Origin of the sequence: Pedobacter sp. ASV1-7 (assembly GCF_040203335.1) — a bacterium.
Lineage (GTDB): Bacteria > Bacteroidota > Bacteroidia > Sphingobacteriales > Sphingobacteriaceae > Pedobacter.
On the sequence record NZ_JBEHBV010000002.1, the window covers coordinates 533,827 to 549,978 of the forward strand.

At 36.8% G+C, this 16,152-nt stretch carries 11 protein-coding genes; 2 read left to right on the forward strand and 9 right to left on the reverse strand.

Going from position 1 to position 16,152, the window contains the following annotated elements; genetic code table 11:
• Window positions 1-70: 70 nt before the first annotated feature.
• The 8 genes from ABDJ41_RS07155 to ABDJ41_RS07190 form a co-directional block, all read right to left on the reverse strand.
• Window positions 71-1,060, reverse strand: a complete 990-nt coding sequence (locus tag ABDJ41_RS07155) for an inorganic phosphate transporter (protein ID WP_349785195.1) — start codon at window positions 1,058-1,060, stop codon at window positions 71-73.
• A 74-nt stretch (window positions 1,061-1,134) separates the two neighbouring features.
• Complete coding sequence (locus ABDJ41_RS07160; RefSeq protein WP_349785196.1) at window positions 1,135-1,896, reverse strand: SGNH/GDSL hydrolase family protein; 762 nt, start codon at window positions 1,894-1,896, stop codon at window positions 1,135-1,137.
• A 17-nt stretch (window positions 1,897-1,913) separates the two neighbouring features.
• Window positions 1,914-3,233: an acetylxylan esterase gene (locus ABDJ41_RS07165; RefSeq protein ID WP_349785197.1), complete on the reverse strand. Its 1,320-nt coding sequence runs from the start codon at window positions 3,231-3,233 to the stop codon at window positions 1,914-1,916.
• A 28-nt stretch (window positions 3,234-3,261) separates the two neighbouring features.
• On the reverse strand, window positions 3,262-5,259 hold the full coding sequence (locus ABDJ41_RS07170) for a hypothetical protein (RefSeq protein WP_349785198.1): 1,998 nt from the start codon (window positions 5,257-5,259) through the stop codon (window positions 3,262-3,264).
• A complete protein-coding gene (locus ABDJ41_RS07175; RefSeq protein ID WP_349785199.1) occupies window positions 5,246-7,228 on the reverse strand; it encodes an NHL repeat-containing protein in 1,983 nt (660 codons plus the stop codon). Before ABDJ41_RS07175 ends, ABDJ41_RS07170 begins: the two co-directional genes overlap by 14 nt.
• Window positions 7,229-7,246: 18 nt before the next feature.
• Entirely contained in the window at window positions 7,247-9,079 is a 1,833-nt protein-coding gene (locus ABDJ41_RS07180) for a RagB/SusD family nutrient uptake outer membrane protein (RefSeq protein WP_349785200.1), read from the reverse strand.
• 10 nt (window positions 9,080-9,089) lie between these two features.
• Window positions 9,090-12,473, reverse strand: coding sequence for a SusC/RagA family TonB-linked outer membrane protein (locus ABDJ41_RS07185; protein ID WP_349785201.1), 3,384 nt, complete (start codon window positions 12,471-12,473; stop codon window positions 9,090-9,092).
• 185 nt (window positions 12,474-12,658) lie between these two features.
• Window positions 12,659-13,774, reverse strand: a complete 1,116-nt coding sequence (locus ABDJ41_RS07190) for a FecR family protein (RefSeq protein ID WP_349785202.1) — start codon at window positions 13,772-13,774, stop codon at window positions 12,659-12,661.
• A gap of 133 nt (window positions 13,775-13,907) precedes the next feature.
• Here ABDJ41_RS07190 and ABDJ41_RS07195 point away from each other — a divergent pair, with 133 nt between their 5' ends.
• Both ABDJ41_RS07195 and ABDJ41_RS07200 read left to right on the forward strand, forming a co-directional pair.
• Complete coding sequence (locus tag ABDJ41_RS07195; protein ID WP_349785203.1) at window positions 13,908-14,477, forward strand: sigma-70 family RNA polymerase sigma factor; 570 nt, start codon at window positions 13,908-13,910, stop codon at window positions 14,475-14,477.
• Window positions 14,478-14,660: 183 nt separating this feature from the next.
• Entirely contained in the window at window positions 14,661-15,110 is a 450-nt protein-coding gene (locus tag ABDJ41_RS07200; protein WP_349785204.1) for an SRPBCC family protein, read from the forward strand.
• Between the two features lie 75 nt (window positions 15,111-15,185).
• Here ABDJ41_RS07200 and ABDJ41_RS07205 read toward each other — a convergent pair whose 3' ends face one another.
• Window positions 15,186-16,151, reverse strand: coding sequence for a transporter (locus tag ABDJ41_RS07205; protein ID WP_349785205.1), 966 nt, complete (start codon window positions 16,149-16,151; stop codon window positions 15,186-15,188).
• Window position 16,152 lies beyond the last annotated feature (1 nt).

Below are 16,152 nucleotides of genomic sequence, written 5' to 3' on the forward strand. Positions count from 1 at the left end.
CCTAAAGGGCTATATTAAGTAATTAATATCTATGAGTTAAAATAAAACGAAGACGGTTCTTCTAATAATATTATGAAACTATGCAAGTCAAAATATAATGTATCAGAGCAGCTAATAAACCTGTAGCTGGAATGGTCAATATCCATGCATACATTATAGGGATAGTCACACCCCAGCGCACAGCCGAAATTCTCCTGATTGCCCCTACACCTATGATGGCACCAGTAATGGTATGAGTTGTACTTACAGGAATCCCAAGCATACTTGTAGAAAAAAGAGTAATAGCTCCCGAAGTTTCTGCGCTAAATCCTTCAAATGGTTTTAAATGAGTTATTTTCGATCCCATTGTTTTAACGATACGCCAACCTCCAAGTAATGTACCTATCGCCATTGCGGTGTGACAAGATATAACTACCCAAAATGGTATCGGCGCACTTTGATCTAATTCTCCTGAAGCAATTAAGGCCACAGCGATTATACCCATTATTTTCTGTGCATCATTTGCGCCATGTCCAATGCTAAAAGCCGCCGCAGAAAGCAATTGAAGTTTTTTAAAATGTTTGCTTACAGTTCCCCGGTTAGAGTTTCTGCAAATCCACATCACCACAATAGATATTATAGTAGCTACCAACATCCCAATTATAGGAGCTAAGAAAATAAACATGATAATCTTTAAAACAGCACTATAAATTACCGCATTAAAACCAGCTCCAGCTATTGCAGCTCCAACAAAACCGCCAATTAAAGTATGGGAAGAACTGGAGGGGAGTCCAAAAAACCAAGTGGCCAAATTCCATAAAATAGCTGCAAGTAGTCCTGCTATCAAAACATTCATCGTTACAACATCAGGATGAACAATCCCCTTAGCAATTGTATTTGCTACATGAAGTTTGAAAATCAAATATGAAATAAAATTAAAAAAGGCTGCCCATAAGACAGCCAACCGAGGTGATAAGACCCTGGTTCCGACAATTGTTGCTATAGAATTAGCTGCATCGTGAAAACCATTGATGATATCAAAGAGTAAGGCTAATCCAATAACTATAATAAGTATGGTCATACCGCATCCTCCTCTCCACAAAAAACACTGTGCACAAGACACTTAAAGTTACGAATAATAAAAATATTTCTTCTCTAAGATTTAATTGCCGATAGCCAAGCCTCTGCCATTAATTGTGAACCTGCAATTGTTGGATGGACGCCATCTCTTGTCCAATAAACACCAGGCGCAGATTGCTGTGCTTTGTCAAAAACCTTTTGATAAGGAATAAATACAGCATCAAACGAACGGCCAAGCTCAGCCACCACCTTTTGATAATCTTTAAATTCAGTATCCCAAAATTCATGCTTTCCTTTTATACCTGTAACACCAAAAGGCTCGCCTATTATAAGCTTTGTATCAGGAAGGTTTTGCCTCGTCTTATCTAATAAAATCTGGTAATTTTCTCTGAACGATTTTAAAGTACCTTGCACACCATTGTTCTTTACCCAGAAATCATTAACACCAACCAGAATACTTAAAACACTAGGTTTTAAATCAATAATATCACGTTCCCAACGCTCTATTAGATGAAAAGTCTTATGTCCACTAATACCTCTGTTATAAATCTTCAGCCCTTTCCCCGGGTGATGATAAAGTAATTGAGAAGTAGACAAAAAAGCATATCCTGTTCCCATTGCTGGTCCATCATTAAACCTCAACTCTTCTCTTTTCCTGTAAGAATCTGTAATTGAATCTCCCTGAAACAGGATAATATCACCTTCCTTTAAGGATATTTTTTTATCAACATTTCCTATTGCAGCTTTTACAATTTCCGGGATACTTAACGAAAATGTACCTGCAAGAGCTGCATATTTAATAAAGCCCCGGCGATTTGTATTTAGATTATTTTCCATACGTATAAAAACCTATATTATTTCTTTAACAACTTAGATTCCAGCCAGGAGAACCATATTTTGGATTGATCAGGACTAACAACATGTGCAATCTCCGGGAAAATGAACAGTTCTTTTGGCGCCTTAATATTATTGTAAGCAGCATAAATAGAAGTTGGTGGCGTTACCTCATCATTATACCCCCAGGAATAAATACCCGGCACCTGAACAAGCTTGGCAAAATTCGCTACATCATAATATCCTGAAGTAGTAATTTTATCCTTAGTAGCAGCTAAATTTTTAGTCGAATTGGCAAACATATTTGGCCAGCCAGCAGCCCTTCCATTTAAATATCCAGTTAAATCACACATAGCCGGACAAAAAGCAAGTAAATATTTTACCCTCTTATCTAATGCTGTAGTTACAATTGAAAGTGCACCACCCTGACTAGATCCTGCAACAGCCAGATTCTGTCCATCAAATTGAGGCAGACTGTAAATAAAATCCAGAGACTTTACACATCCCATAAAAACTCTTCTAAAATAATAACTATTCCTGCTGTCCAAATTAAAATATGGATATCCTCCTAAAGCCCCCTTATATAGATTGTCATAAACATCACCTTTCATATTTACAGGAATGCCATGGATTCCTATTTCTAGAGTAATCAATCCTTTTGAAGCAAATGCAGGATTACCATTATGTGCTCTGACGCCTGCACCAGGAAAACGGACCACTGCTGGATATTTACCTTCCTTTTTAGGTACGCATAAAATACCATAAATTCTGGAACCCAGTTGATGGTTCTGGAAACTAATATGATACACATTAACAACATCATTACTCCTATCAGCTAAAAGCTCCATCTTAGCATCAAGTGGTATTTTAGCAGCCATAGCCTTCTCATTATTCCAAAAGTGTATAAAATCTGTTGGTGTTATACTCGTCGTTACTATTTTATCCGGGTCAAAACCCACTGTAGAAATCCCCCTATATAACTTACCTTCATATTCACAGGTTACCACACACCGTAAAAACCCAGGTTGTTCCATTGTACCACCACTAATTTTCAGGCTGCCATCTTTAAGATCATCTGTTCCTTTAAGTACTGGCAACATTTTTTCCGGTCCCACCTCATAGTTTACCTTGACGTTTCTTAACACTGTACCATTTTGACTAACTGTTACAGTAAATACCACAGGCTCTTTTACTTTATAAAGCTGATCTTTATGATCAGCACTCACATTAATTACTACACCTGCTGGTACCGCCTGTCCATAACAAACAAATGATATACAAGCGAACAGACATACTGCAATTACAATTTTTTTAAGGATCGATTTTAAATATTTCTTCATATTATGTTAAATTATTAATTGTCAATTTTTAGGGAGTATAACTCCACAAATCTTTACCATCTCTAAAATAAAGGATACCCTGTTTATCCATAGAGACAAAAAATGCTGGTTTTTCTGAGACTATTACAACTTTTTTGCTTTGAGGATCAATTTGAAACAATCTCCCATTACCGGTTCCAAAGACTTTTCCTGAAGGATGTATAACCAGATTAACATCTCGCCAAACAGCACTATTTTTCTGTTGAACTGTTAACTCAAATAATTTATAACTGGCAATAACTTTACGAAGCGGAGCATTCAGTACAAACAAAACACCATCTGCTACGCCCCACAAATTACCATCCGGACCTTTAATCAGACAAGTAATTGCTTTTGCACCTGGTACCGGAACAAGCTCAAATGTTTTAACTTTTCTCTGCGGATCCCAGCCAAATAATTTCGCTTCATTTACTTCAGGTTTAATTCCTAAACCACCCCAGACTGACGTTCCTGCAATAATCTCTTTCTCGTGATAGATCATACTAACTAAAGATAGCTTTGGAACAAGCCCTTCATAGGCAATCAGTTTATCAGTTTTAGGATCATATTCAATTAAAGCCCCTCCAAGTCTTCCATAATCGGGTACAGTACCAAAAAACATTTGATCAGACTCTGGTATACCGGTACCACAAAATGGACGATCCTGACCTTCAATATGTCCTAATAATTTAGGATTCCCTTCTTTAAGGTCCCATGGCTTACGAGTATCATATTTGTAAAATTTACCTTTTGGATAAATGCCAAAATACATATCGCTTCCATTCAAAGTAATACTTTCTGACTGATGCAAACCAAAATAACGTTGTGTTTTACCTGTCTTAGGGTCATACGTAGCATTACTGCCGACCAAATACCCTCCCGTCCAGATTCTACCGTCAGGACCTGTTTTCGTGATATTTATTCCAATAGGTTGTGGAGGAAGCATCAAATCTTTTGTAACGGTTTTTCCAGATATTGGGTCGTATTGAATCACATCACCATCTGAATTCAATAGATACAATTTTTTATCCTTCCCCCATTTCATATTCATTGCTCTACTGGTTTTCACTAATAATTGTGGGCTAACGGTAGGCTTTAAAACATCATGGGCAATCAAACTACTGCTATCGGTATAGTATACCTTTTGATCGTAAGGAGACTTAACAACACCTTTAACCATAATTATCTTAGGAATTTCGGCATCAAAAGTCTTTTTGTCCAGATTATATACCAATGTTTTGTGCTGATCGGGTAAATTGGCAAAGAGCCTATCGCCACCATTTAATCCTTTCACAATTCCCATATCATATACAAAACCAGGCAATCCTCTGTATTTCCCGGGTAATATCTCCCTTTTTTGCCCTGTTGCCACATCTATTTCAACCAGGTAACTATGTGAGCCTATACCTGCAAAAAGCTTACTTGTTTTTTCATGATAGGCAATACCGTGTACATAATTTTCGGATGGGACAATGGGTCCATTGCAAACATCCTTAAACCCATCGCTTGGATGATAACGAAATATCCTGCAACCAGGATAAGTTGCTCCGAATATCTCTCCATTTTTTCCAGGTGTAACAGCAAACAAATAGGTTTCAGAGGAAAGTGGTTTCCCAAGATCTTCTATTTTCTGGCTTCCGGGACGGTGTTTAGCCAGTCGCCCACCTGCAGATCCTGCAATATAAAGCCAACCATCAGAAGATACTGTAATGTCCCAGGCACCATCCATCCGCTCTAGAGGTAAATTAACCATTAAAGAAGATTTAGTTAAGTTATACCCCAGCAAATACCCCGGTTTACCTCTTAGTACCGTATACACCCATTCATTACCATCGTCATCTTCTGTAAACACACTTCCTTCCAGCCATTTCTCAGCAACCTGAACACCTAAATTTTTAAACTTACCTGTATACTTCAATGTATCTTCAGATAATGAAGTTGCTTTTCCAAATACTGGCTTTATCAATAGAAAAAGCAATAAAAGGATATAATATTTATAAAATTTCATATTGCCATAAGTTAATGCCATTCCTAAAATAGAACCTCCCTTGCTGATCCATACATAATGAATGTGCAGCAATTCCTAACGGAATCATCGTTACTTCTTTACTAGACGGATCTATTTTAAAAAACTTTCCTCCAGCAGTTCCATACACATTTCCAGATGGATGTAAAACAAGGAATGCATCACGCCATACAGGCTTCTTTTTTACTTCTTCAGGAACTTCAAATACTTTTTTAGAAGTTCTGACTGTGTTACTTACCGGATCAAAAATAAAACATACTCCATCGGCCATACCCCATACCATACCATCAGGTCCATTTATTAACCCAGTAATAGCCTTTGCTTCTGGTACAGGAACTAGTTCAAATGTCTTTATCTTTCTAACAGGATCCCAACCGAACAAACTGGCTTCTTTAGCTATTGGCACAGCGCCTAAACCACCCCATACAGAGGTTCCTCCCAATACTGAACCATTTGCATAAACCAGACTTACTATCGATGAATTAGGCATAACATTAAAATAGGGAGTCATTTTACCCTCCTTAATATCATACGCAGCTAAAGCCCCGCCTAATAATCCATATCCCGGAACTGTACCAAAATAGAGCTGACGATGTTCTGCAACATTTACACCTCCAAATGGACGATCTTGCCCTTTAATCTGGCCGATCTTCTTAGGATTTCCCTTTTCTAAAGACCAGGGTAAGGTGGTATTATATACATAAAATTCTGCACGCGTATAAGTCCCAAAATAGATATTTTCGTCTTGTATAGTAATACCTTCAGGTTGATGTAAACCAGGGTAACTGGTTATAGTTTTAGATTCAGGATTATAAGCAGCGTTGTTTCCTGTCAGGTATCCTCCTGTCCATATTTGCCCATCTGGTCCCGCTGCAACGGCTATCAAACCAATAGGTTGTGCAGGAACATCAATAGGAATGGATTTACTTTCACCTGTTTTTATATTGCACCTTAATAACTCGGCTTCAGCATTAAGTATCAACAATTCCGAATGATTCAACCATTTTGTAGCAAGTGCTTTTTTAGCGACACCTACTTTTTGGGGTTTGGACACTGGCTTAGTTAAATCTAAAGCATAAAGATCGGTCCATCCAGCGCTATAATAGACCTTTTCATCAGTTAAAGATTTTAAAGCCGATTTTACCATTACAGACCGTTGTATATCTTCTTCAAAAGTTTCTGTTTTTAGATTGTAAACTACAGTTTTCCCTAAATCTGGCAAGTTTGCAAGTAGCAGGTCAGCACCGTCTACATCATTTATAATTTTCATATCATAAACAAAACCCGAACCACCTCGATATTGATCAGGCAGAATTTCCTTCCGTTCTCCTGTTCTCGGATTGACCTCCACTAAATAACTTCTGGAGCCAATTCCTGCATATAACTTATCTGTTTTTTCATGATAAGCCAGTCCATGAACATATTGCTCACCTGCTTTAATGGCTCCCGCGCCGATATCTTTAAAACCATCCTTCGGATGATATCGAAATATCCGGCAACCTGGATAAGTAGCCCCAAATATTTCACCATTCTTACCCGATGCTAGTGCAAAAAGATAAGTTTCAGAAATTAATGGCTTTCCTAAATCTTCTATTTGCTGGCTACCAGGCCAATGCCTGGCCAGTCGACCTCCAGCAGAACCAGCAATATATAACCAGCCATCTGAAGACATACCTATATCCCAGGCACCATCCATTTTAATCAATGGCAATTTCACCTTAAGCTCGTAGTTAACTAAATCGTAGCCTAACAAATATCCTGGCGAGCCACGTACCACAGTGTAGAGCCAATCCTTACCTTTCTCGTCTTTCAAAAAAAGGCTGCCCTCAAGGTATTTTTCCTTAACCTGTGGTCCAAGGTTTACAAGCTTGCCAGGTAAATTTTGCGAGACAGCCAGGAAGGGCATGATCAATAATAATAGTATAAAACGGCTCCTTAACATCATTTTCATCTTTAAATTTCTAATAAATTATAACCAATCTGGATTTTGAACCAATGACTTATTAATTCCAATCTCATTTGCAGGTATAGGAAATAGCAGGTTCTTTTCTGCTACATTCTTAAAAGCCAGACTCATAAAACCTGTAGGACTATCTACAAGCATATCAGCCAATACACTTTTCATAGTCGTAATAAATATCCCCCATCGGATAAGGTCTTGTTTACGAAGTGCTTCAAAACATAGTTCTCTAGCCCTCTCATCCTGAATACTCTCCATAAATTTTTGCTGAGAGACATAATCTGCAGGTGCTAAATCAGCCGTAGTAATATCGGTTAAAGTTGCAGTTGCAACCGCTCCTGTGCCTGCACCCGAAAAAGTAATAATTGGCGGAGTGCTGAACCTATTACCACCATTTGTAATATTAACCGCAGTAATTTTCCCTCCAGAAACTACTGCCGTTGCTGTAGCAGTGCCATTTCCACCAACAATATTTACTGTTGTTGCAGCGGTGTAACCTGTTCCCTGGCTGGTCACATTAATTGAACTGATACTTTCTGAAACAGCGCCAATTCCATTCAGATATTTACCATATCCTCTTCTCCTTACCTTGTTTACAGCTTCAATTGCTTCTGGTGTAGGTACGCCTTTTGCCTGAGATTCTGCTTCAGCAAACATCAGTAATACATCTGCATATCTTAACAAAGGATGATTTATAGGTGTATTATTATTGTCCTTAGGCAATAAAGTTTCATACTCCCTTCTGTATTTTCCAGAAAATCGATCATACTTCTGCAAGTTTGTTGGCGTCACTGTAAATAAACTTTTTGTTCCATCTGCTCTATACAAAAAGGGCGCTAAACTCCAGTCTCTTCTCAAATCACCACTCTTATATTTTTCAAATAGTCTTCTTGTCCCTTTCATAATTCCCTGGGAATATCCAATAGTGGTGTTGACGCAATTGATACCATGCCAGGAACCTAAAAAGCCTCCTTCCCGGTATACATTTGTAGCATTTCCCCAAAATTCAACCTCCCAGATACTTTCCTTGATATCATATTGGTCTGAAGCATATTTTATAAAAACATCATTAAAATCGGTGTTTAAAGCATGAGCAGCTTCTACATCATCCATCACTTTTTTTGCCCAAAAGCTAGCCTTTTCATATTTAGAAACATCTTTTAATGGCTCACCCGCCATGTATAGACAAACACGGGCCAGTATACCTCTTACAGCCGATTTACTTACCCGACCTCCATATCCTAACTGTTGAATTGGGGCAACAAGAGTTTCAGCAACCTCCATATCTTTAATTACCTGATCATATACCTCTCTCGCAGTTGACTTAGCAATATGAACATCATTGGCATTTTCAGTTGCCTTAATCATCAGAGGCACACCACCAAAATTCTGTACCAGTAAAAAGTAATAATACCCTCTCAAAAACAGAGCTTCTCCTTTTATCTGTAAACGAAAAGCTTCACTGATGCCTTTGTTGTTGTCAACATTAGCGAGTAAAAAATTAGCCCTCCCTATCCCCTTATATAAGTTTGTCCAGAAACTGAGTACTTCTGTATTATTAGCCGTAATGTTGTATACCTGTGGCCCGACTACAAGATTGGCTCTAAAATAATAACCTTCTTCTGCTTCCATACCTAATTTGGAATGATAATTCGCTCCATAGATTGGATTAGAGCCCAAAATATCATAAACCCCTGTAAGTGAACGTATCAAATGCTCTTCGGTCTGAAAGTAGTTGGAAGACGAAAGAAAGTCTTGCGGCTTGGTATCTAGAAACTTTTTACAAGAAAAAAGAATACTTGAAATGATTACTAAACACAATATGTTGAATATCTTTTTCATAATTTACAGATTAAAATGAAGCATTGATTCCTAGTACTAATGTTCTGGCATGAGGATATGAAGAATAATCAAAGCCGGGTGTTAAAATTGAATTTCTGGCTGATGCTTCTGGATCCATTCCAGAATAATTGGTAAATGTTAACAGATTCTGGCCTGATAGAACAAATCTCAAGCTTCTCATTTTTAATTTATTTATGATTTGATTTGGTAAACTGTAACCAAGCGACAAAGTTTTAAGCCTTAAATAAGAACCGTCTTCTATTGTTCTGGTTGAATACATTCCAGGAGGTCCTTGTCCATTAGTTCTATAATACTCATTGTTGTTATTTTCTGGTGTCCAGCGATTTGCATAAGACGCATACTGATTTAAATACACTATGGCATTGGTATTCCCTTCTAAAACAACTCTGTTAGCATTAAAAATTTTATTGCCATATGACCATTGAAAAAATACATTAAGATCAAAATTCTTATAATTAAAGCTATTCGTCAATCCACCAAAGTGGATAGGCATTCCGGATCCCATGTGCACCATATCTAAGGAATTAACCTTTAGATCCCCGTTAATGTCTTTATATTTGATATCACCAGGTTGAATATTAGCTCTGGCCGCACCATTATCTGGAATATCATCCTTCAATACATATATTCCTGGAGAAGGATTATTAAAATCTGCAAACTGATAATTCCCTTCCCACACATATCCATAAAACATTGCTGCAGGTGAACCAATTTCTGCAACATATAAGGCATTTTTAAAATTAGTTTCAAAGGGTAATGTTGTAAACATCTGTTTTTGTCCATCAGCCAATTCTATTACTTTATTCTTATTAAAGCTGATGTTAAAACTGGTCTGCCACTCAAAATTCTTATTCTTGACATTTAGCGTATTTAAGCTTAATTCTACACCATCATTTCTAATCTTTCCAATATTTTTAAAAACTTTGGTATAACCGGTAATCGCTGGTAAATCAGCATCCAATAATAAATCATTCGTCTGTTTCCTGTACAAATCAACTGTAAGGGAAACACGGTCCTTAAATAAGCCAAGATCATAACCAATGTCGGTTTGATGTGTACTTTCCCATCTTAAATCAGAGTTACCCAATCCTCCCGGAACCAGACCATCAATGGGTGCTCCATTTTTGTAGGAATAAGCTGCAAACTGAGAAATCTGCAAACTCGGTAAATAATCAAATTCTGATACTCTGTTGTTACCAGTTATACCATAACTAACACGTAGTTTGGAGTTAGAGACTATCGAAGAGTTCTTCAAAAAAGACTCATTTTTCATATTCCAGGCTAAAGCAGCTGATGGGAAATAACCCCATCTGTTTTTATATGGAAATTTGGAAGATCCATCTGCCCTCCAGGTACCTGTAAAAAGGTATTTTGATTTATAATTATAATTAAGTCTACCAAAAAATGAGGCTAAAGTAAAGTTAGTGCGGGATGCAATGCTGGTATAAGGTGTTCCCTTTTCAATACCAGACATACCTAGTTCTTCATCAGGTATATTCATATATGATACACCATGGATTTTACGTTTGCTGGAGTATAAAGAAAATCCTGCCAGAGCCGAAATCGAGTGAACCTTTTTAATACGCTTACTATAAGTTAAGGTATTGTCATTTGACCAGGTAGAAACATCAGTATAAGTTATTCCAGCCTGAGTTTTCATCGTATTCAATGGATTATCCGGATTTCCTTTGACAGTTTTAGAGTTGTAAAACTCATCCAGATCATCACTATAAGTTATGATATTTCCCCTTGCCCTTAAGATTAGATCTTTGGTTATATTATAATTCAGATAACCATTAGCAGAAAAATCAGTTGTACTCCTTTGCCTGTAAGTATTCTTTGCATTTTTTACAGGATTAACCCTAATGTCTGAACTCGGATTACTTGGATCAAAAATATCATCTACATTTTCATCTAAAAAATCAACTTCATTGTTTCCCGAAACAGGTCTGTATCCCCATGCAGAGTAAAACAGGAAATTTCTATAACCTGCATTATCAACGGATGACTGGATCCCCCCAATTTTGGTATTTGTTAATGCTGTAATCACACCTCCTGTAAGTTTTTTATTGAAAGTATGATCAATGGATATTCTACCATTATACCTTGCTGCATCTGTATTTACGATGATACCCTTCTGATCAAAACCAGCACCGGATATAGAAAACCTGGTATCCTTGCTTCCCCCCCTAATACTCATCTCCGCTTTACGAAATTTGCCCGTTCCTATAAGTTGCCTTTGCCAGTCAGCCCCTTTAATTGTCCTATAATAATCTAAATCTCTACCATTTTGAAAATAGTTATTGGTAGCATTTAAAGGATACAATTCAGCCTGATATTTAACAAACTCATAAGGATTCATTACTTCTATGAACTTTCTCACTTCCTGCGTTCCTGCAGAAACATTAAAATTCACTTCAGGTTTCCCCTCTCTTCCCTTTTTCGTTTCGATCACAATTACACCATTTGATGCCCTGGCACCGTATATAGCAGTTGCAGAAGCATCCTTTAAAACAGTTAAAGACATGATATCATCGGCATTAATAGAACCTGCATCAAAACTTTCAACCGGACTTCCATCTACAACATATAAAGGAGCAGAACTTTGTGTTAATGAACCCGCCCCTCTAATGGTAATTATGGGCAAACTACCGGGTTGACCTTCATTAGAAGATACCTGTACACCAGCAATTCTTCCTGCTAAAGCTTCTGTAAAAGCTCCAACAGGTGCTTTTTTTACATCTTCTAGTTTTAATTGTCCAACAGCCCCAGTTAAATCAGCTTTATTTACCGTTCCATATCCAATTACTACAGCTTCTCCCAACGATTGGATTTGTTCTTTCAACCTTACATTCAACTGTTTTCGGTTACCAACTTTAAACTCCTGCGTTACGAAACCAAGAAAACTGTAAACGATAATCGCATCTTGATTGGGGATGGTGATTTTATAGTTACCATGTACATCTGTCACCGTCCCGATTTTTGTGTTTTTAACAATTACACTTACACCTGTTAATGCAAGTCCCTTTTCATCTGTTACTTTACCTGACACCTCAATACTTATAGGTTTAACGAGTTGCTTCTCATTTACAATGATCATTTTCCCTTTGATTACATAGTCAAAGGGTTGTCCGGAAAAATAGCGTTCAAGGCTTTCCTTTATTGGTACTTTATTTAGATTAACATCTGTTGGAATTGCCTTTTTTAGCAATTCAGAACTAATTATAAAGCTAAAGCCTGTCTGTTTTTGAATATCATTAAAGACTTCCTTCATGGCAGCATTTTTCTTTTTCAGACTAACCACCTGTGCAAAGCCTGATGCAGAAACCTGCATTATAGAAGTAATTAATAAAACACAAATGAGCTTCATCATAAGCAAAATTTTAGGTACTGAACAGGGTTTCACCCTGCAAAGAATTACAGTATAATTTTTATACATTTGATCATTGGTTTTTTGATGGTTTAGAAGGATCATTTTAAGTCACCAATTATTGCTTTCGGTGTTACGAGCACCGGAAGCTTCATTACAGTAACTTTAAGAATTGGATTTAAGTTAAATTAAGGCATTACTGTCACCCTCCTTCCCTCTATCTTGAAATGAACCAATCCTGTTATTTCTATATTTTTCAACAGTTCTTCGAGTTGATATGAACGTGAAATCTTACCATAAAACAATTTATTTCCGGCATCACCAACATAGTTAACATCTACATTGTACCATCTCGAAATTTTCTCCATAATTTGCTTTACACTTTCATCATGAAATACAAAGAATCCCTCTTTCCATGCAATGGCAGCTTCGATATCTGCTTCGAAAACTTTAAAACTACCATTGCTTTGACTGAGTCCCGATTGCCCCGGTTTAAGTAAAGCCTCTTTTCGGTTTGCCTTTAACTTTACTGATCCACTCAGTAATGTTGTATTTACATTTGAACTATAGGCATTAACATTAAAATGGGTCCCCAATACTTCTATTTCAGTACCATTAGCGATCACCCGAAAAGGTTTGTCAGGATCTTTTATAACTTCAAAATAAGCTTCACCTGAAATTTCAACTCTACGTTCAGTCCCATTAAAAACTACAGGAAACCTAATAGAAGATACCGCATTTAACCATACCTTGCTACCATCAGGTAATACTAGCCGATACTCACTTCCAAATGGAATACTGATTGAATTGTATTTTACTGAAAAATTACTCTCATTTTTTTTTGCAACATCATAAACCAATTCAGAACCCTTTTCTTTTCTTACTGTTGCTCCACCCTGATTAGCCAAAACACCATTATCAATATGATCAAGCATAATCTGAGAACCGTCATCCAGTGTTAGAATAGCTTTACTATTGTCAATAGACAAAGACTTTCCTACAACCAATTCTTGTTTCTTTACTGGAACAGGCATTGGGCTCAGATAAAAATAAACCGCAGTGGTTATTACAATTGCTGCTGCTGCAACCCAACTAAACCGGTAAAAATATAATCGTTTAGTCTTTTGTCGCCTCATACTTATCTCCAACATCTTAATGATCTGATCTTTTATATGTGGCTCTAGTTCCCCATCGATATCTAAAGAAAAATCATCCTGATAGGACTCAAACAGTTGTTTTTCTTCACTATTGCAGTTCCCAGCGATATATTTTTCATATAGTAATACATACTCTTTCTTAGTCATAATTCACGGTGTCTATATATATAGTTCGTGATTCTATCATGAACACACATACTTTTATAAAATATTTATTAATAACCTTGATTAAATAATTTTAAACTATAACTTAGCTATAAACCAAATATTTATTGCAAATATGATTACCGACTTCGTGCTTTGGGCTTCGATCAAAAGGGGTGATGAAACAGCATTCTCAGAACTTTTTCACCGTTATTCGCCTAGAATTTATAATAAAGCATTTTTTAAAATTAAGGACACTGAAGTTTGTACTCAAATAGTACATGATATTTTCTTAACGCTATGGAATAACCGAAAAACACTGGAAGTAAATTCTTTTATAGGTTATTTTACTTCGGCCACCAGATATCAGGTATACAGATACACCTTACGCCAAAAATCAACACTGATAGATTATAAAGAAGATCTCAGTTCACTTTCAAATAACTTTACTGAGAATAAGGGATATAGTAGCGTTGCCTATCAGGATCTGGAATTAGAATTAGAATCTTATCTACAAAACCTACCTAAAAGATGTAGGGAGATATTCTTAATGAGCCGTCAGAAATCGCTTAGTAATGATGAAATTGCAGGTGCATTAGGCATCTCCAGACGTTCTGTAGAAAACCAGATTACCTATGCACTCAAGCAACTTAGAGTATCATTAAAAGACATATCCGTGCTTCTTATTATTTTATACGGATTATAAGAATTGGTCGCAAATCCCCCTGTATATTGTCTTATTTAGACGCTATCAAAATCAAATTTTCCTAACACTTTTGTATTGTTGATTGTTAATAGATGAAACTAGTAACATCAAATGGAGCAGCGACCAATTAAAAACGGGCGAAACCGAAAAGCCAAATGAGTAGGAAACGAAAAATAAGATTTTATGTCAACTAATAATGTTTCATTACACAGAGTCCTTAAAGCATCTCCAGAAAAGGTATATCGCGCATTTACCGAAGCCTTAGCAATTGCTTCATGGCTTCCCCCATATGGCTTTCTTTGTACCGTACATGAAATGAACGTAGAGACAGGTGGCTCTTTCAAAATGTCGTTTCAAAATTTCACTACCGGCAATGGTCATTCATTTGGCGGAAAATACCTTGAGATAAAACCTAATGAATTTCTAAAATACACGGATACCTTTGATGACCCTAACCTTCCAGGAGAAATGATCACTTCTGTTTGGCTTCGTAAAACTATAGTGGGTACCGAAATAAAAATTACACAAGAAGGAATTCCAGCTATGATACCAGCAGAAATGTGCTACTTAGGATGGCAGGAATCGTTGGAGAAGTTAGCTAAACTTGTAGAACCTGAGATACCAGATGCTTAATCATTCTTTTTTATAACATGAATGTTCATTTTAACTTGAACATTCATGTTTTAGAAGTCTCATCACACAATAATCCTAATGCGCTGAATTTTTATTAGGAATCAAAATATTAACCCCTCCCTGGAAAGCTATACCACCAAACCTATTCTCCATGGCAAAGTTTTGAGTAATTCTTGCCATAGCACCTATCTTTTTAGGTACAATCCAATAAGAAACAAATCCCCCTATACCTGCAATTTGATCTGACAAGAAACTTCCTACCGTTCCTTTATCGTCTGAGACCTGTTGTGAATAATGACCAAAAAGACCAACTTCATCACCCCTTGCATTGAGGAGATAAGAACCTCCTGCATCAAAGGTAAGATGACTACCTTCTTTAAAATCTGTTTTCTTTTGCCAATGATTGATTTCCAAAGTAGGTGCGAAACTTAAATTGACTTTAACACTTGGTTTATACTTAATCGCCCCCCTAATGTTATGCGACCAATAACCATGACCACCATTATCCAGACTGCCATGTTCATATTTTCCTGTCGGTGCCCAAACACCATAATTCAATGCATATTGAAAATCACCTTTTTTCCAGGATAACCAGACTGGTTGGATGTACATATCCCCAAAACCAAGGCTCTTATTGGTAAACACATATTTACCAGGCCCCGTTTGTTGAGAATAATAATCCAAAGCAATATTAGCTGTTGGACTATTTAACGTCGGTATAATCATCATCCCCCAATTGGCATTGAGTATTTTACCCTTTCCTCCATAAATAGCCATTAAAATAAACGAATGTGTTTTAACATTTTGTTCGATATTCAAAGTAGTAGGATTCCCAGGTGTCGGGTTAATCAGCTGATCTGATTTTTTGCCCTGTGCATTGTAATAATTCATATCGGCATAGCCATACCAGACAGGAATAATAAAACCTTCATGGGGTGCAAAATAATCGTTCGGATTGAAGGAGGAGCCGTTGTAATGCCCTTGTGCAAAACCACTATTTACAAAAAGTAGAAATGCCATTAAACTAATAAGTTGTTTCATA

Excerpts from the sequence above, each read along its gene's own strand:
- ABDJ41_RS07200 (WP_349785204.1), top strand. The coding sequence starts at position 14,661 with ATGTCAACTAATAATGTTTCATTACACAGAGTCCTTAAAGCATCTCCA.
- ABDJ41_RS07175 (WP_349785199.1), bottom strand. The coding sequence starts at position 7,228 with ATGAAAATGATGTTAAGGAGCCGTTTTATACTATTATTATTGATCATG.
- ABDJ41_RS07160 (WP_349785196.1), bottom strand. The coding sequence starts at position 1,896 with ATGGAAAATAATCTAAATACAAATCGCCGGGGCTTTATTAAATATGCA.
- ABDJ41_RS07155 (WP_349785195.1), bottom strand. The coding sequence starts at position 1,060 with ATGACCATACTTATTATAGTTATTGGATTAGCCTTACTCTTTGATATC.
- ABDJ41_RS07170 (WP_349785198.1), bottom strand. The coding sequence starts at position 5,259 with ATGAAATTTTATAAATATTATATCCTTTTATTGCTTTTTCTATTGATA.
- ABDJ41_RS07190 (WP_349785202.1), bottom strand. The coding sequence starts at position 13,774 with ATGACTAAGAAAGAGTATGTATTACTATATGAAAAATATATCGCTGGG.
- ABDJ41_RS07205 (WP_349785205.1), bottom strand. The coding sequence starts at position 16,151 with ATGAAACAACTTATTAGTTTAATGGCATTTCTACTTTTTGTAAATAGT.
- ABDJ41_RS07180 (WP_349785200.1), bottom strand. The coding sequence starts at position 9,079 with ATGAAAAAGATATTCAACATATTGTGTTTAGTAATCATTTCAAGTATT.
- ABDJ41_RS07185 (WP_349785201.1), bottom strand. The coding sequence starts at position 12,473 with ATGATGAAGCTCATTTGTGTTTTATTAATTACTTCTATAATGCAGGTT.
- ABDJ41_RS07165 (WP_349785197.1), bottom strand. The coding sequence starts at position 3,233 with ATGAAGAAATATTTAAAATCGATCCTTAAAAAAATTGTAATTGCAGTA.
- ABDJ41_RS07195 (WP_349785203.1), top strand. The coding sequence starts at position 13,908 with ATGATTACCGACTTCGTGCTTTGGGCTTCGATCAAAAGGGGTGATGAA.